Here is a 16,221-nt window from a genome sequence, read left to right as displayed (position 1 = left end):
AATTTTCCGCTCATAAGCTCATTCGAAAAAGTTATTTATTTTCGGATTCTTAGATCATTTAGTCTCCTTTCACGCCGACTCTCGGTCGCCTGACAAGGAGCTTTTCCATGAAACTGACTTTCCCTCTTCGCCTCCTGGCGGCCGCATCGCTGGCTGCGGCGAGTTTCTTTGCCCAGGCGGCTGACGTCACTGTCGCCTACCAGACCACCGTTGACCCGGCAAAAGTTGCCCAGGCCGACGGCGCGTACGAGAAGGCCACCAACGCCAAGATCGACTGGCGCAAATTCGATAACGGTGCCGACATCATCGCGGCCATTGCCTCCGGTGACGTGCAGATCGGCTACCTCGGTTCCAGCCCGCTGACGGCTGCGATCACCCGCAAGGTTCCGGTAGAAACATTCCTCATCGCCACACAGATCGGCGCTGCTGAAGCCCTGGTCGCCCGTGACGGATCCGGGATCAAAACGCCTCAAGACCTGATCGGCAAGAAAATCGCCGTGCCATTCGTGTCCACCGGTCACTACAGCCTGCTGGCTGCGCTGAAGCACTGGAACATCGACCCGTCGAAAGTCACCGTACTCAACCTTGCCCCGCCCGCCATCATTGCCGCCTGGAAACGCGGTGACATCGACGCCACTTACGTCTGGGATCCGGCGCTCGGCGTGGCCAAGGAAAACGGCAAAGTGCTGATCACCTCCGGCGAACTGGCCAAGTTTGGCGCACCGACCTTCGATGCCTGGATCGTGCGTAAGGATTTCGCCGAGAAGCACCCGGAAATCGTCACCGCCTTCGCCAAAGTGACCCTGGATGCGTACGCCGATTACCGCAAAGACCCGAAAGCCTGGCTCGCCAATCAATCCAATGTCGACAAACTGGTGAAACTCTCCGGCGCCAAGGCCAGCGATATTCCGTTGCTGCTGCAAGGCAACGTCTACCCGTTGGCGGCTGACCAGGTGATCACCCTCGGCGCACCGACCACCAAGGCCATCACCGACACCGCCGCGTTCCTGAAAGAACAAGGCAAGGTCGAGGCCGTGCTGCCGGACTACGCCCCGTACGTCAGCGCCAAGTACATTACCAACTGATCGGGAGTTAACCGCAATGGCTTTGCTACAGCTGGAGCGCATCAGCGCACAGTACCCCGGCAGTCCGGAACCGGTACTGGCGGATATTTCCCTGAGCCTTGGGCCCCAGCAATTGCTGGTCGCCCTTGGCCCGTCCGGCAGTGGCAAGACTTCGCTGTTGAACCTGATCGCCGGTTTCGTCGAGCCCAGTGCCGGGCGCATCACCCTTGACGGCGTGCCGGTCAAAGGCCCGAGCGCCGAGCGCGGCGTCGTGTTTCAGGACGATGCCCTGCTGCCTTGGCAGGACGTGTTGGCCAATGTCGGCTTCGGCCTGGAACTGGCCGGCGTGTCCCGGGACATACGCGAAATCCGTGCAAGGGAAATGCTCGCGCTGGTGGACCTTTCCGGTTTCGAAAATCGCCGCATCTGGCAGCTCTCAGGCGGTCAGAAGCAACGTGTCGGCCTCGCTCGCGCGCTCGCCGCCGACCCTCGGGTCTTGCTCATGGACGAGCCCTTCGGCGCCCTCGACGCCTTTACCCGCGAACAAATGCAGGAGCTGCTGCTGCAAGTCTGGCAGCGCACCGCCAAACCGGTGTTCCTGATTACTCACGACATTGAAGAAGCGGTGTTTCTCGCCACGGACCTGATTCTGCTGGCACCGAATCCTGGGCAAATCGTCGAACGCCTGAGCCTGGATTTCGGTCAGCGTTACGCAGCCGGCGAGTCGGCACGGGCAATCAAATCCGACCCGCGCTTTATCGAAACCCGCGAACACGTGCTCGCCAAAGTGTTCTCCCAACGCAGCGCCGCCCAGCGGCAGGAGCGCGCATGAGCAGCTACGAAATTCCGGCCGTGACGGTGAAACCGGGTTCGACAGTGATTCCGGTTCGTCGCAGCTTGAGCACGCGCTGGATCAGCGTATTGACGCTGGTCGCACTCGTGACCCTGTGGTGGGCGGTTACCGCTACCGGCATGATCGAACCGCTGTTCCTGCCGCCACCGTCCGCAGTGCTGCAAAAAGGCTGGCTGCTGGTAACCACCGGCTACATGGATTCGACCCTGTGGCAGCACTTGGGCGCGAGTCTCAGCCGCATCGGCCTGGGCCTGGGCTTTGCCGTGCTGACCGCCGTGCCTGTCGGCATCGCCATCGGCCACAACCGCATTGCTCGCGGCATTCTCGATCCGCTGATCGAGTTCTACCGACCGATTCCGCCATTGGCTTATCTGCCGCTGATCGTGATTTGGTGCGGCATAGGTGAGCTGTCAAAGGTCTTGCTGATCTACCTGGCGATCTTTGCGCCGATTGCCATCGCGACCGCGACCGGCGTACGCACCGTCGACCCGGCGAAACTGCGTGCAGCGCAGTCGCTGGGCGCAACTCGGGCGCAGCTGATTCGTCATGTGATTCTGCCGAGCGCCTTGCCGGACATTTTGACCGGCGTGCGTATTGGTCTGGGCGTAGGTTGGTCGACCTTGGTCGCCGCCGAGCTGATCGCCGCCACCAGCGGTTTGGGCTTCATGGTGCAGTCGGCCGCGCAGTTCCTGGTCACCGATGTGGTGGTGCTGGGGATTCTGGTCATCGCCCTGATCGCCTTCGCCATGGAAATGGGCCTGCGCGCGCTGCAACGCAAACTGGTGCCGTGGCACGGCCAGGCTCACTAAATAACCTGTGGGAGCGGGCTTGCTCGCGAAGAGGTCGTGTCAGTCGACTTAGATGTTGAATGCTTGACCGCCTTCGCGAGCAAGCCCGCTCCCACAATAAACGCTCGGCCCCCCGAATTCGAAGAGAAAGACCATGAGCAACCTGACCATCGTCCCCCTCAGCACGGCTCTCGGCGCGCAAATCAGTGGCGTCGACGTCAGCCAGCCACTGAACCTGGAGCAGCGCGACGCCATCGAGCAGGCCCTGCTCAAACATCAAGTGCTGTTCTTCCGTGACCAGCCGATCAAGCCGCAGCAACAGGCGCGATTCGCTGCCTATTTCGGCGACCTGCACATCCATCCGATCTACCCCAACGTGCCGGAACAGCCCGAAGTGCTGATCCTCGACACCGCCGTCACCGATGTGCGCGACAACGCGATCTGGCACACCGACGTGACCTTCCTGCCCACCCCGGCCATGGGCGCAGTGCTCAGCGCCAAGCTGCTGCCGGAGTTTGGTGGCGACACACTGTGGGCCAGCGGGATTGCGGCGTATGAAGCGTTGTCGGCGCCGATGAAGCGCTTGCTTGAAGGCCTGACCGCGACCCACGATTTCACCCGCTCGTTCCCGCTGGAGCGTTATGGCAATACGCCTGAAGCCTTGGCCCAATGGGAAGAAGCACGCCGCAAGAATCCGCCGCTGTCGCACCCGGTGATTCGCACGCACCCGGTGAGCGGACGTCGGTCATTGTTCGTCAATGAAGGTTTCACAGCGAAGATCAACGAGCTGTCGGAGACCGAAAGCGAGGCGATTTTGAAATTTTTGTTTGCCCACACTACACGTCCAGAATTCACCGTTCGCTGGCGCTGGCAGAAGGACGACATCGCGTTCTGGGATAACCGCGTGACACAGCATTACGCCGTGGATGATTACCGGCCGGCACGGCGGGTGATGCAGCGGGCGACGGTGCTGGGGGATGCGCCGTTTTTCCGATAAGTTGATCACCAGATCGTTCCGACGCTCCGCGTGGGAATGCGGCCATGGACGCTCCGCGTCCACTGTGACGCGGAGCGTCACGGGAGGCATTCCCACGCGGAGCGTCGGAACGATCAGTGAGGGGGTTATTCAGCCGTCGAAGGCTTTTCCCAAAGATTGATCCCGCCTTCTTGGGCAAACCGGTCAATCTCCGCCAGTTCCTCTGCGCTAAAGCTCAAATTCTTCAACGCCCCGACGTTCTCGATAATCTGCTCCGGCCGGCTCGCCCCGATCAGCGCCGAGGTCACGCGCGGATCGCGCAGGGTCCACGCCAACGCCAGTTGCGCCAGGCTCTGACCGCGACGCTTGGCGATTTCATTGAGCCCACGCACATGGGCAATGTTGGCTTCGGACAGATGAGATTCCTGCAGCGAACCACCGCCCGGACGATTGACCCGCGCATCCTTAGGAATGCCATTGAGGTATTTATCGGTCAACAGCCCCTGCGCCAATGGCGTGAAAGCAATCACACCAGCGCCCACTTCGTCGGTGACTTCCAGCAGATCCTTCTCAATCCAGCGATTGAGCAGGTTGTACGCCGGCTGGTGAATCAGCAACGGCACTTTCCACTCTTTCAACAGTGCCGCCATCTCACGGGTTTTCACCCCGGAATACGACGAGATACCGATGTACAGCGCCTTGCCCTGCTGCACCGCAGTCGCCAGTGCGCTGGCGGTTTCTTCCAGCGGAGTGTCCGGGTCGAAACGGTGCGAATAGAAAATATCCACGTAGTCCAGGCCCAGGCGCTGCAGGCTCTGATCCAGGCTGGCCAGCACGTATTTACGTGAGCCGCCGCCCTGCCCGTAAGGACCGGGCCACATGTCCCAACCGGCCTTGCTGGAGATGATCAACTCGTCGCGATACTGCTTGAAATCCTCACGCAGCAAACGACCAAAATTGATCTCGGCGCTGCCGTACGGAGGACCGTAATTGTTGGCCAGGTCAAAATGGTTGATGCCCAGATCGAACGCCGTGCGCAACAGCGAGCGCTGAGTATCGATCGGCGTGCTGTCGCCGAAGTTGTGCCACAAGCCCAGCGACAGCGCCGGCAGCACCAGACCGCTGCGGCCTACGCGGCGGTATGGGATGGAGTCATAGCGGTTTTCGGCAGCGGTGTAAGTCATCGAATCCTCTCTTGTCTGTCTTGAAATAGGTATCGGCTGCTTCGCAAGTTGCCCAGCATACGCCCAGACAAACGCCGATAAACCTCGGACTCGAGAAAATGCTGAAACGTTTCACAGATTTAAATCTGACCCGTTGATAACACTGCCATCCATTGCGCGCTTACGCTGACAACTCACGCAACGCGGCAGCCGCCAAAAAGCCGGACCTTGAGCTGTATCGCTGATCTCGTCTGACCGTCTGGTCGATACGCTCGAGCAACTGCTCAGGAAGCGTGGCATTGAAGCGTACTGACTTGCCGAAATAAGGCGTGATATCAAACTCGACAACACCCCATACTCCTCCGGCGTAATCAGGATTGTCCAGATGAGCATCTATCTCTCGCACTTGGGGCAGCGGATCACCATCGGCGACCAGGCCTTCGTAATGCAAAGCCAACGCTTCTTTTACGTTTTCAAATGCCTGAGCCACAGTAGCGCCCGCAGAGAAGCATCCCGGCACGTCCGGGATAATCACTCCATACTCTGAGTCGGCATCCTTGTGCAGAACGACCGGGAATTTCATTTCAGTGAGCCCTTTCTGTTACTAGGTTCGTGCGCCGCACTATAGGCAAAAACACGACATCAATATCCCCAATACACATCCTGAAACTGATCGAACAACCATGTTTAGCTTGCCCCCACAAACACCTCCCCCAACCAATCCACAAACACCCGAACCCGTGGCGACATGTGTCGGTTGTGGGGGTACAGCACTGATACCGGCATCGTCGGTGGCGGTGTGTCGGTGAGGATTTCCTGCACCAGCCCTTGGGCAATTTGCGTCTCCATTCGGTAATGCGGGCACTGGATCAAGCCAAGCCCGGCAATGGCCGATGCGGCGTAAATTTCCGCGCCGAACACTGAAAGCGCACCTTCGATGGCGACTTCTTTCAGCTGGCCGTCGACCATGAACTCAAACGGAAACTGCTTGGCGGTGGTGCGCGAGACGTAGTTCACGGCGCGGTGATGCTTCAGGTCGTCGAGGCATTTCGGTTCGCCATATTTGCGCAGATAGGCAGGGCTGGCGCAGGTGATTTGGCGCAGGTTGGCGATGCGTTTGCCGATCAGCGCCGAATCACTCAGCGTGCCGGCGCGCAGTACACAATCAACGCCTTCGGCGATCAGGTCGACGAAACGGTCGGTCTCACTGATGGACAGTTCGATGTCCGGGTAACGCGCCATGAACTGCGGTAATGCCGGAATCACGAAATGCCTGGCCAGCGTGCCGTGCAGGTCGACACGTAACCGGCCTTTGGGGGCGCAGCCACGAAACGCCAACTCAGCCTCTTCCAGCTCCGCCAGCAACTGCACGCAACGCAGGTAGTACGCCTCGCCATCCAACGTCGGGCGCACCTTGCGCGTACTACGCTCCAGCAACCGAGTGCCGAGCCAGGCTTCGAATTGATTGAGCGTGTGGGTCAGGGTCGCCCGTGGCAGGTTCAGGTCTTCGGCCGCCAGGGTGAAGCTGCTGCGCTCATAGATCCGCACAAAAACTTTCATCGCTTTGACTTGATCCACGTTCGGCTCCTGGCGCGCGATTGTTGGCGATTATTGAACAGTCAAGGCAACTCTCGTGCATTTATCGGCTTGAGTAAACATGTGAATCTGGCTTCACACCGAACATCTCCCTCATCAGGAATCAACGCCATGACTACTCAGAAAGTTGCCATCGTGACCGGCGCCTCCCGCGGCATCGGCGCGGTGATCGCCAGACAACTGGCCAGCGAAGGCTTCGCCGTCGCCATCAACTATGCAAGCAGCGCCAGCGAAGCCTCCAAGCTCGTGGTGGAGTTGCGGCAGGCCGGGCATCAAGCCATAGCGGTCAAGGCTGACGTGGCCAATGCCGATGACGTGCGCCGGATGTTCGACGAGACCGAAACACAACTGGGCAAGGTCGATGTGCTGATCAACAACGCCGGCATTCTCAAAGTGATGCCCTTGGCGCAGCACACCGATGAACTGTTCGACCAGACCTTCAACATCCACGCTCGGGGTACTTTCAATACCTTGCGTGAAGCGGCGACGCGGTTGAACAGCGGTGGGCGGATCGTCAATTTTTCCAGCAGCACGGTCGGCATGAACCTGCCGGGTTACGCGGTGTACATCGCCAGCAAAGCGGCGGTGGAATCGCTGACCCAGGTGTTCGCCAAGGAAATGCGCGGGCGCAACATCACCGTCAACGCCGTCGCGCCCGGGCCGGTGGCGACCGAGTTGTTTTTGCACGGCAAGAGCGAAGAGCAGATCCAGAATTTCGCCAAGATGCCTCCGCTGGAGCGTCTGGGTCAGCCAGAGGATATTGCTCGCGTGGTGTCCTTTTTGGTTGGGCCGGATTCGGCTTGGGTCAATGGACAGATTCTGCGGGCTAATGGTGGATTGGTTTAAGCTGATTTGCAGTCGGGCCAGACGCCTTCGCGGGCAAGCCCGCTCCCACAGGGGTCGCCGGTGAACACAAACATTATGTTCACTGACGATCACTGTGGGAGCGGGCTTGCCCGCGAAGGCGGTCTTGAGGGCAGCACACATCTAAAGGACGGAATGCATCATGCACACCACGATCATCATCACTTTCGGCCTGATTCTCCTGGCGCTGATGCTGTTCATCGGCGAGAAAATCGGCTTCAGCCGCCAGACCCTGGCCTACAGCTTTGTGGCGCTGTGGCTGGCGCTGACGCTGATCAACGGCGCGGTCGGCATGGTCCATACCGGCCAACCGTTGAGTACGGAACTGGTGGTCGGCAGCGCCGTGTTCGGTGTACCGGTGGCGGCGCTGGTGCTGTTCATGGTCCTCAGCACTGAGGCGTGAGTGCCACCGGCACTCGATCAACGTACCAAGTGCAAGAACTGCAAATGCCGTTCGTACTGGTCAAGGATGTCGTTGATGATCTGCTCCTTGGTGTAGCCCACCAGATCGTAATCCTGACTGCCCTCGCTCAAATGCACTTCAGCCCGGTAATAACGACGGTTGTTGAGCTCCTTGGAGCCCATGCCGGCACGGGCAAACGACGGTGTGAAGTAACCACGCATCTGCGCCTGATAGATAAACGGATGCTCCTCGCCGTGACCGATTTCCAGGCTGACGTTGTCGTTGGCCGCGTCCGGTTGAGTGACCACGTTCAAACCCTTCTCGACGAACACCGCCGAGACTTCTTCAATGGCCGGACGCACCGTCGTATCGAGGAAGCGATAGACCTCATCGCGAGACGGGAAATGCACCGCCTGAGTCAAGCGCTGGCGCCAGCCGCCACGCCGCGAGCCGGACACCGGCGCCAGGGAATGCAGTTGCGCGATCTGCTTCTGCGATTCCAGGTAAAACGCCTTGTGCAGCCCCCACATCATCAGCAGCAAAATCAACGAGAACGGCAACGACGTCAGCACCACCGCTGACTTCAGCGCATCGATGCTGCCGGAAAACAGCAGCGCACTGGTCACCAGCGCGGTCATCACGCCCCAGAACACCCGCAACCATTTCGGCCCGTCTTCGTCAGGATTTCCACCTTTGGCGGACAGCGTCGACAGCACCACTGTGCCGGAGTCGGCGGAGGTGACGAAGAACACGAAGCTGATGAACACCGTGACCGCGATGACGGTTTTGCTCCACGGGTAGGTTTCCAGCAGCAGGTAAAGCGTCATCGACGGGTTATCGATGGCCGACATACCGAGCGCAGTCATGCCGTGGTTGAGCACCTGGTCGATGGCGCTGTTGCCGAAGATCGACATCCACGCCAGGGTGAAACCGAGCGGAATCAACAGCACGCCAAAGACGAATTCGCGGATGGTCCGGCCACGGGAAATCCGTGCGATGAACAGGCCCACGAACGGCGACCACGCAATCCACCAGGCCCAATAAAACACCGTCCAACCGCCGAGCCAATCACTCGGTTTGTCGTAGGCGTAAAGATCGAAACTCTTCATCGGCAAAGCGCCGAGGTAGTCGCCGATGTTCTGGATCAAGGTGTTGAGCAGGTGCTGAGTCGGGCCGGCGAACAACACGAACAGCAGCAGCGCGCAGGCCAGCAGCATGTTGATGTCGGACATCACCCGCACGCCTTTGTCGACGCCGGATACCGCGACGATGATCGCCGCGCCCATCATCAGCGTAATCAGGCCGACCTGAATCCAGTGGGTGTGAGCAATGCCGAACAGGTAGTCCAGCCCTGAGTTGAGGTGCAACACGCCAAAGCCCATGTCGGCACCGAGGCCGAACACAGTGGCGATGATGCCGAAGCCGTCCACCGCGTAACCAATGGGGCCGTTGATGCGTTTGCCAATCAGGGGATAGAGCGCCGAGCGCAGGGCCAGCGGCAAGTTGTGACGGTAGGCGAAGTAGGCCAGCGCCATGCCGACGAAGGCGAACACGCCCCAGCCATGCAGGCCCCAGTGCAGAAACAGAATCTGCATCGCCTGACGCGCCGCATCCGCTGTGCCGGCCTCGCCTTGCGGCGGTTGAGCCAAGTGCGTCAGCGGTTCGGACACACAAAAGAAGAACAGCGTGATGCTGATCCCGGCGGCGAACAGCATGCCGGCCCAGGACAGGTAGCTGAACTCGGGCTCGTCGTGGTCGGCACCGAGCTTGATCTTGCCGTAGCCGGACAAGGCGGTGACCACCACGAAGACCAGATACAGCGTCATCGCGAGCATGTAATACCAGCCGACCGTATTGGCCGCCCAGTTTTGCGCTTGCAGAAGCCAGGCGCCGGCCTGTTCAGGCATGGCGATTACAACGATGCCAAACAGCAGGATGAACGTTGCCGCGAAGTAAAATACCGGCGGATTCATGCGGACCTGGCCGCTGGCGGGGGTGGGCGATGCACTCATGAAAGGTGCACCTCAAGGGGGTGAATCAGGGCAATCAATAACGGACTCGGCAAAAGCAAGCCTCCTGTTGTGAGCGGGCAGCAAACCGGCGGTTTAACTTGAATGAGCGTTCAAGTTAAACATGAATAGGGTGCTAAGGACTAATCGCAAGGCTCGGCGGTACGTTTTGTACGCTAGCCCAAGGAGGGGTTTGAGGCAGGGTTATCGCGATCGTTCCCTCGCTCTGCGTGGGAATGCAGCCCGTGACGCTCTGCGTCACATCGGCGCCTGACAAGGCATCGGCGGCGGCTCTGGAACGCGGAGCGTCCCTTGAGGCGTTCCCACGCGGGAGCGTGGGAACGATCAGTCAGGTGAAAGGCCTACTTCTGCGTCCCGTCATCATGCTGCAGATTCGCCTGCGTCAGGTTGCACCCCGGCGGCACGCTACGGGTCAGCCAGACGTTGCCGCCAATGGTCGAGCCCTTGCCGATGGTGATGCGCCCCAGAATCGTCGCACCGGCATAAATCACCACGTCATCTTCGACAATCGGATGCCGCGGGTGGCCCTTCTGCAACTGCCCGTCTTCATCCGATGGGAAACGCTTGGCGCCCAGCGTCACGGCCTGATAAATCCGCACCCGCTCACCAATGATCGCCGTCTCGCCGATCACCACGCCCGTCCCGTGATCGATGAAGAAGCTGCGGCCGATCTGCGCACCCGGGTGGATGTCGATCCCCGTGGCCGAGTGCGCGATTTCTGCACTGATCCGCGCCAGCAACGGCAACCCCGCGCGGTACAAATGGTGGGCCAGGCGATGGTGAATCACCGCCAGAATCCCGGGATAGCACAGCAGCACTTCATCGACGCTACGAGCTGCCGGGTCGCCGTGATAGGCCGCCAGCACGTCGGTGTCCAGCAAACTGCGCAAGCCAGGAAGCGCGAGGGCGAAGTCCTGAATGATCTGAATGGTCTTGGCCTCGACCTCAGTGTCGACCTGGGCACTGTGGCGCGCCGCGTAACGCAGTTCGAGCCGTGCCTGGGCCAGCAACACATTCAATGCGACGTCCAACGTGTGCCCGACGTAGAAGTCTTCACTCTCCTCACGCAAATCCACCGGACCAAGACGCATCGGAAATAGCGCACCGCACAATGCTTCGAGAATTTCAGCCATGGCCGCTCGGGAAGGCAATTCGCGACCGCCCTGCTCGCCGCTGGCGCGGCCGTTTTGTGCGCGCCACTGGTCGCGCGCTGTGCGCAGTTGGCTGACGATGGTCTGCAATTGCCAATGGCTGGAACGCTCGCTCACGGTTGAAACTCCTCATGGGCGGCCGGACTGTCTGGCCGCGCTGACGGCGATTACTTTACGGCAAGGTCCGGAAGCCGAATTAAGAACCGATTATGCTGTGGTCAGCACTTTTGGATATAAGTGATTGGCAGTTGCCCACGCTTGGGGGCGTGCCTATAGTCCTGAGACCTTTCTCCGCCAGTATGGAACCATGATCAAACAACAGCTCGACCGTTTTGACCGCCTCGATTTGCTCGGCCACCCGACCCCTCTGGAAAAACTCGAACGCCTCTCGACCTGGCTGGGCCGCGACGTGTACGTCAAACGCGACGACCTGACGCCGCTGGCAATGGGCGGCAACAAGCTGCGCAAACTCGAATACCTGGCGGCCGATGCCCTGGCCCAGGGCGCCGACACCTTGATCACCGCCGGCGCGCTGCAGTCCAATCATGTACGCCAGACCGCCGCCATTGCCGCCAAGCTCGGCCTGGGTTGTGTAGCGCTGCTGGAAAACCCGTTGGGCACCGACGACTCCAACTATGTCGGCAACGGCAATCGGCTGTTGCTGGACCTGTTCGATACGAAGGTCGAGCTGGTGGAAAACCTCGACAACGCCGACGAGCAATTGCAGGCCCTGGCCGACCGTCTGCGCAACAACGGCAAGAAGCCGTACCTGGTGCCGATTGGTGGCTCCAACGCATTGGGCGCTTTGGGTTATGTGCGCGCCGGGCTGGAACTGGCCGAACAGATCAAGGACACCGGCCTGTCATTCGCGGCCGTAGTGCTGGCTTCAGGCAGCGCCGGCACACACAGTGGCCTGGCGCTGGCGTTGAGTGAAGCACTGCCGGATTTGCCAGTGATTGGCGTCACGGTTTCTCGTAGCGATGAAGATCAGCGGCCGAAAGTCCAAGGCTTGGCTGAACGCACGGCTGAGCTTTTGGGTGTGAGCTTGCCGACCCGTTTCAAAATTGAATTGTGGGATGAGTATTTCGGCCCGCGCTACGGCGAACCGAATGCCGGGACGTTGTCAGCGGTGAAACTGTTGGCAAGTCAGGAAGGTCTGTTGCTGGACCCGGTGTATACCGGCAAGGCCATGGCTGGGTTGCTCGACGGTATCGGTCGTCAGCGCTTCAACGAAGGCCCGATCATCTTCTTGCACACCGGTGGCGCGCCGGCGTTGTTTGCCTACAAGGATTTTCTATAGTGATCGTTCCCACGCTCTGCGTGGAAATGCCTCTAGGACGCTCCGCGTCCAGTGACGCGGAGCGTCACGGGCTGCATTCCCACGCAGGAGCGTGGGAATGATCGCTTAGCTCCAAAAAGAATAACAAATACAATATTTATTATTTTCCTATCTAAAAGCGCCATCATATAGTCACGCCGCAGACGAATTTGCAGCGAGACGCATACGTTGCTTTAGGGCAGGATATTGCAGTCGTCCAAATCCCGATTTTGCCAACATTCCTAAAAGCGTCTTCATAAGAAAACACAGGGGCTTGTCATGAATTTTTCCGCACTACGTCGAAATCTGCTGGTCGGTTCGCTGGGCCTGGCGCTGAGCGCCGGCCTGCTGGGTCAAGCGGTTGCCGGTGAGCAGCTGCAAAAAATCAAGGACGCAGGCGTGATCAACGTCGGTCTGGAAGGCACTTATCCACCGTTCAGTTTCGTCGACGCCGACGGCAAACTGGCCGGCTTCGAAGTCGAGCTCTCCGAAGCCCTGGCCAAAAAGTTGGGCGTTAAAGCCAAGATTCAGCCAACCAAGTGGGACGGCATCCTCGCCGCTCTGGAATCCAAGCGCCTGGACGTAGTGATCAACCAGGTCACCATCTCCGAAGAGCGCAAGAAGAAGTATGACTTCTCCGAGCCGTACACCATCTCCGGGATTCAGGCGCTGGTGCTGAAGGACAAGGAAGCCGCGCTGAATATCAAGACCGCCGCTGACCTGTCTGGCAAGAAAGTCGGTGTGGGCCTTGGCACCAACTACGAACAGTGGGTTCGAGCCAATGTGCCGGGTGCTGACGTGCGCACCTACGATGATGATCCGACCAAGTTCGCTGACCTGAACAATGGCCGTACCGACGCAATCCTGATCGACCGCCTGGCTGCGCTTGAGTACGCCAAGAAAGCACCGAAAACCGTTGCTGCCGGTCAAGCGTTCTCCCGTCAGGAGTCCGGCATTGCTCTGCGCAAAGGTGAGCCGGAACTACTGGCCGCCGTGAACAAGGCCCTCGACGAGCTGCGTGCCGACGGCACACTGGCCAAGATCTCGGAAAAATACTTCCAAGCTGACGTCACCAAATAATGGAAGCAGCTTTCCAACTCGCACTGGATTCCGCGCCCTTCTTGCTCAAGGGCGCGTACTACACAGTGATCCTCAGCCTCGGCGGGATGTTCTTCGGCCTGGTGATGGGTTTCGGCCTGGCGCTGATGCGCCTGTCGCGCTTCAAGCTCGTGAGCTGGATCGCCCGGATCTACGTGTCGTTCTTTCGCGGCACGCCGTTGCTGGTGCAACTGTTCGTGATCTATTACGGCTTGCCGCAATTGGGTATCGAACTTGATCCGCTGCCGGCGGCCCTGATCGGCTTCTCGCTGAACATGGCTGCCTACGCCTGCGAAATCCTGCGTGCCGCAATCAGCTCCATCGAGCGTGGCCAGTGGGAAGCCGCCGCCAGTATCGGCATGACCCGCGCGCAGACCCTGCGCCGGGCCATCATCCCGCAAGCGATGCGCACGGCATTGCCGCCGCTGGGCAACAGCTTCATTTCGCTGGTCAAGGACACGGCGCTGGCCGCCACCATTCAGGTGCCGGAACTGTTCCGTCAGGCGCAGTTGATTACCGCCCGCACCTTTGAAGTGTTCACCATGTATCTTGCCGCCGCGCTGATCTACTGGATTCTGGCTACAGTGCTGTCGCACTTGCAGAACACCTTGGAAGCGCGGGTCAATCGGCACGACCAGGAGTCCTGACCCATGATTGTCGTGGAAAAACTGACAAAGCAGTTCAAGGGTCAAGTCGTGCTTAACGGCATCGATTTGCAGGTGAAGGAAGGCGAGGTCGTGGCGATCATCGGGCCTAGCGGCTCGGGCAAAACCACCTTCCTGCGCTGCCTGAATTTTCTGGAAGAGCCCACGAGCGGCCGGATCAAGGTCGGTGACATCGAGATCGATGGCAGCCGTCCACTGAATCAGCAGCAGGGCCTGGTGCGACGCTTGCGTCAGCACGTGGGCTTCGTGTTCCAGAACTTCAACCTGTTCCCGCATCGCACCGCCCTGGAAAACGTCATCGAAGGCCCGATCATCGTGAAGAAGATCCCGCACGCCGAAGCCGTTGCCCTCGGTAAAAAGCTCCTGGCCCGAGTGGGTCTGGCGGGCAAGGAAGACGCTTACCCGCGACGCCTTTCCGGTGGCCAGCAACAGCGTGTGGCGATTGCCCGCGCACTGGCGATGGAACCGGAAGTGATTCTGTTCGACGAACCCACTTCTGCGCTCGATCCCGAGCTGGTAGGGGAAGTGCTGTCGACCATTCGCAGTCTGGCCGAAGAGAAACGCACCATGGTCATTGTCACCCACGAAATGGGCTTTGCCCGGGACGTGGCGAACCGTGTGGTGTTTTTCGACAAAGGTGTGATCGTCGAGCAAGGCGAAGCCAAGGCGCTGTTTGCCAATCCGAAAGAAGAGCGCACGAAGCAGTTCCTCAGCAAGTTTCTGAATAACGCTCACTCTTGAACAACTGCCTCACTACTTGTTAACTTCCATGGATGGAAGTGACAACTACCCCCTCCGCCAACTCCCCTCTTTCGTACTCCCCCACTGGCACTTTAAATAACCCTTCAACTCTTTGTGCGGTACATATATATGTCCTGCAACAAAATCACTTCGCCTAAAATCTGCCAGAACCCACGCAATTCAACGGACGACCGTTGGCGAGCAACAGCGCGACAACCCTCACAAACACAAGGTATGTTCGACAGAACGGTGCAGCTTATTAACTTCAACACGTAGGAAACTTCTGAATAACAGTTAATCAACAACTTAACTAGCCAGCTCTATTGACACCTCTTCAAGCGCACTCTTATCTAGTTGCCAGCAGGCGCCAACCTTTGCACTCAATCATTATTTAACTTGAAAATAATGAGCTGTTTTGTTGCTGGGTAATGCTCGCCTTTTGATCTTTCAGAAACGGAACTTCGCTGCAAGGCTTCAAGGAGAAACCCATGACAAGCACCTCGAATACATCCGGACTTGCGGCCCCTACCCTGGCGCAATCACACAAGGCCGGCATCAATGTCACCTCGGCCGCCTATCTGCTGGTCGACGTGGCGCCCTACCCCGGCATGGACGACGGAGACCTGATCGAACTGTTCTGGGACCGCTGCTACGTGGCCTCCCGGGTACTCACCGCCGAGGATGTCGGCAAAGCCATCAGTCTGCGTGTACCGCAGAGCTTCATCGCCAATGGCGTCTCACGCATCCACTACCGCGTCATGCAGGTCGGCCAAGGGCCGGCGGTGTCGCTTGCCGCTCAGGTAGAGATCAAGCTCGATTGCCCGGGCGGTCAGTCGCTCACCCTGTGTGGTCACGAAAACCAGCATTTGGCGCCTGTGGGCCTTCCCGAAACCATTCGCCGCCAGGGGGTCAACCCGAACCAGATCAAGCGCGGCGTTCCACTGACCATCGAGCCTTACCTGAACATGGCCACCGACGACGAAATCACCCTGCGCTGGGGCGATGCGCGCATGGATTTGCCACGGATCAAGGCTGGCGATGTGGGCCAGCCCATTCAGGTCTGGGTGCCGCCGGCGATCATTCTCGAAGCCGGCGAAGACCTTCGGCTGGAAGTGACGTATTGCATCCTCGATCGGGTCGGCAACAACTCCGGTTGGGCGCCGCCGCGCAGGCTGAGGATCGGCTGCGCCAATCCCTATTTGAAGGTTCGGCCCAAGGAAATATTCATGGCCGCCGAACCTCGCAAGAAGTGAAAACACTGCCCACCCTGTGGGAGCGAGCTTGCTCGCGATGAGACCGTGTCAGTCAGCATCAATGTTGCCTGACACACCGCTTTCGCGAGCAAGCTCGCTCCCACAGTGTTCGCGCTCAGCCTATTGAAGCCCCTTCTATACATATTCCAAAAAGTTAGTTTATTTAATTTTTATACACGCCTAGGGTATATACACCGGACCACCGGACATTCTTGTTTTTCGTTCGCCGCACAGAGAGCGGCGACCCCATGAGATGTG

At 59.2% G+C, this 16,221-nt stretch carries 16 protein-coding genes; 11 read left to right on the top strand and 5 right to left on the bottom strand.

From position 1 onward, the window contains the following. The first annotated feature begins 107 nt into the window (after positions 1-107). From tauA to tauD, 4 genes are all read left to right on the top strand, one after another. Positions 108-1,085, top strand: a complete 978-nt coding sequence (gene tauA / locus QRN31_RS17520; protein ID WP_208670555.1) for a taurine ABC transporter substrate-binding protein — start codon at positions 108-110, stop codon at positions 1,083-1,085. 16 nt (positions 1,086-1,101) lie between these two features. Further along, the gene (gene tauB, locus QRN31_RS17515) at positions 1,102-1,896 is read left to right on the top strand and encodes a taurine ABC transporter ATP-binding subunit (protein ID WP_285433391.1); all 795 of its coding nucleotides are present in this window, start codon (positions 1,102-1,104) and stop codon (positions 1,894-1,896) included. After that, complete coding sequence (gene tauC, locus QRN31_RS17510; RefSeq protein WP_259157370.1) at positions 1,893-2,726, top strand: taurine ABC transporter permease TauC; 834 nt, start codon at positions 1,893-1,895, stop codon at positions 2,724-2,726. The genes tauB and tauC overlap by 4 nt, the downstream gene beginning before the upstream one ends. A 133-nt stretch (positions 2,727-2,859) precedes the next feature. After that, entirely contained in the window at positions 2,860-3,702 is an 843-nt protein-coding gene (gene tauD / locus QRN31_RS17505; protein WP_285433389.1) for a taurine dioxygenase, read from the top strand. Positions 3,703-3,827: 125 nt separating this feature from the next. On the opposite strand, the gene mgrA is transcribed toward tauD, so the two are convergent. From mgrA to QRN31_RS17490, 3 genes are all read right to left on the bottom strand, one after another. Continuing rightward, positions 3,828-4,865: an L-glyceraldehyde 3-phosphate reductase gene (mgrA, locus tag QRN31_RS17500; RefSeq protein WP_285433388.1), complete on the bottom strand. Its 1,038-nt coding sequence runs from the start codon at positions 4,863-4,865 to the stop codon at positions 3,828-3,830. A gap of 160 nt (positions 4,866-5,025) precedes the next feature. Beyond that, positions 5,026-5,427: a type II toxin-antitoxin system HicB family antitoxin gene (locus QRN31_RS17495; protein WP_007903104.1), complete on the bottom strand. Its 402-nt coding sequence runs from the start codon at positions 5,425-5,427 to the stop codon at positions 5,026-5,028. Positions 5,428-5,531: 104 nt separating this feature from the next. Continuing rightward, complete coding sequence (locus tag QRN31_RS17490) at positions 5,532-6,422, bottom strand: LysR family transcriptional regulator (RefSeq protein WP_285433386.1); 891 nt, start codon at positions 6,420-6,422, stop codon at positions 5,532-5,534. 129 nt (positions 6,423-6,551) lie between these two features. Between QRN31_RS17490 and QRN31_RS17485 the strand changes: the two genes are divergently transcribed. Together QRN31_RS17485 and QRN31_RS17480 are read left to right on the top strand one after the other, a co-directional pair. Continuing rightward, positions 6,552-7,286 (top strand): SDR family oxidoreductase, encoded by a 735-nt coding sequence (locus QRN31_RS17485; protein ID WP_285433385.1) that lies wholly within the window; start codon positions 6,552-6,554, stop codon positions 7,284-7,286. Between the two features lie 160 nt (positions 7,287-7,446). Beyond that, positions 7,447-7,707, top strand: coding sequence for a hypothetical protein (locus tag QRN31_RS17480; RefSeq protein ID WP_222589317.1), 261 nt, complete (start codon positions 7,447-7,449; stop codon positions 7,705-7,707). A gap of 17 nt (positions 7,708-7,724) precedes the next feature. Here QRN31_RS17480 and betT read toward each other — a convergent pair whose 3' ends face one another. Continuing rightward, complete coding sequence (gene betT, locus QRN31_RS17475; protein WP_285433645.1) at positions 7,725-9,680, bottom strand: choline transporter BetT; 1,956 nt, start codon at positions 9,678-9,680, stop codon at positions 7,725-7,727. 398 nt (positions 9,681-10,078) lie between these two features. Continuing rightward, entirely contained in the window at positions 10,079-11,005 is a 927-nt protein-coding gene (gene epsC, locus QRN31_RS17470) for a serine O-acetyltransferase EpsC (protein ID WP_285433383.1), read from the bottom strand. 190 nt (positions 11,006-11,195) lie between these two features. On the opposite strand from epsC, the gene QRN31_RS17465 reads away from it, so the two are divergent. The 5 genes from QRN31_RS17465 to QRN31_RS17445 all read left to right on the top strand — a co-directional run bounded on the left by QRN31_RS17465 (position 11,196) and on the right by QRN31_RS17445 (position 15,963). Then, positions 11,196-12,188 (top strand): D-cysteine desulfhydrase, encoded by a 993-nt coding sequence (locus QRN31_RS17465; protein WP_285433381.1) that lies wholly within the window; start codon positions 11,196-11,198, stop codon positions 12,186-12,188. Positions 12,189-12,485: 297 nt separating this feature from the next. Then, positions 12,486-13,286: a cystine ABC transporter substrate-binding protein gene (gene tcyJ / locus QRN31_RS17460; protein ID WP_285433380.1), complete on the top strand. Its 801-nt coding sequence runs from the start codon at positions 12,486-12,488 to the stop codon at positions 13,284-13,286. Then, complete coding sequence (tcyL, locus tag QRN31_RS17455; RefSeq protein WP_285433378.1) at positions 13,286-13,951, top strand: cystine ABC transporter permease; 666 nt, start codon at positions 13,286-13,288, stop codon at positions 13,949-13,951. Before tcyJ ends, tcyL begins: the two co-directional genes overlap by 1 nt. Before the next feature lie 3 nt (positions 13,952-13,954). Next, a complete protein-coding gene (gene tcyN / locus QRN31_RS17450; protein WP_285433377.1) occupies positions 13,955-14,710 on the top strand; it encodes an L-cystine ABC transporter ATP-binding protein TcyN in 756 nt (251 codons plus the stop codon). A gap of 488 nt (positions 14,711-15,198) precedes the next feature. Further along, positions 15,199-15,963, top strand: coding sequence for a hypothetical protein (locus tag QRN31_RS17445; RefSeq protein ID WP_285433375.1), 765 nt, complete (start codon positions 15,199-15,201; stop codon positions 15,961-15,963). The last annotated feature ends 258 nt before the right edge of the window (positions 15,964-16,221 follow it).

Origin of the sequence: Pseudomonas sp. fls2-241-R2A-110 (genome assembly GCF_030209165.1) — a bacterium.
Taxonomy (GTDB): domain Bacteria; phylum Pseudomonadota; class Gammaproteobacteria; order Pseudomonadales; family Pseudomonadaceae; genus Aquipseudomonas.
The sequence above is the reverse complement of the archived record's forward strand: the minus strand, read 5'-3'. Positions and strand labels throughout refer to the sequence as shown.

Bases quoted from the DNA above. Each gene is read 5' to 3' on its own strand.
- tcyL (WP_285433378.1), top strand. From the start codon at position 13,286: ATGGAAGCAGCTTTCCAACTCGCACTGGATTCCGCGCCCTTCTTGCTC.
- tcyJ (WP_285433380.1), top strand. From the start codon at position 12,486: ATGAATTTTTCCGCACTACGTCGAAATCTGCTGGTCGGTTCGCTGGGC.
- QRN31_RS17495 (WP_007903104.1), bottom strand. From the start codon at position 5,427: ATGAAATTCCCGGTCGTTCTGCACAAGGATGCCGACTCAGAGTATGGA.
- mgrA (WP_285433388.1), bottom strand. From the start codon at position 4,865: ATGACTTACACCGCTGCCGAAAACCGCTATGACTCCATCCCATACCGC.
- tcyN (WP_285433377.1), top strand. From the start codon at position 13,955: ATGATTGTCGTGGAAAAACTGACAAAGCAGTTCAAGGGTCAAGTCGTG.
- tauC (WP_259157370.1), top strand. From the start codon at position 1,893: ATGAGCAGCTACGAAATTCCGGCCGTGACGGTGAAACCGGGTTCGACA.
- QRN31_RS17485 (WP_285433385.1), top strand. From the start codon at position 6,552: ATGACTACTCAGAAAGTTGCCATCGTGACCGGCGCCTCCCGCGGCATC.
- QRN31_RS17465 (WP_285433381.1), top strand. From the start codon at position 11,196: ATGATCAAACAACAGCTCGACCGTTTTGACCGCCTCGATTTGCTCGGC.
- QRN31_RS17480 (WP_222589317.1), top strand. From the start codon at position 7,447: ATGCACACCACGATCATCATCACTTTCGGCCTGATTCTCCTGGCGCTG.
- tauA (WP_208670555.1), top strand. From the start codon at position 108: ATGAAACTGACTTTCCCTCTTCGCCTCCTGGCGGCCGCATCGCTGGCT.
- tauB (WP_285433391.1), top strand. From the start codon at position 1,102: ATGGCTTTGCTACAGCTGGAGCGCATCAGCGCACAGTACCCCGGCAGT.
- QRN31_RS17445 (WP_285433375.1), top strand. From the start codon at position 15,199: ATGACAAGCACCTCGAATACATCCGGACTTGCGGCCCCTACCCTGGCG.
- betT (WP_285433645.1), bottom strand. From the start codon at position 9,680: ATGAATCCGCCGGTATTTTACTTCGCGGCAACGTTCATCCTGCTGTTT.
- tauD (WP_285433389.1), top strand. From the start codon at position 2,860: ATGAGCAACCTGACCATCGTCCCCCTCAGCACGGCTCTCGGCGCGCAA.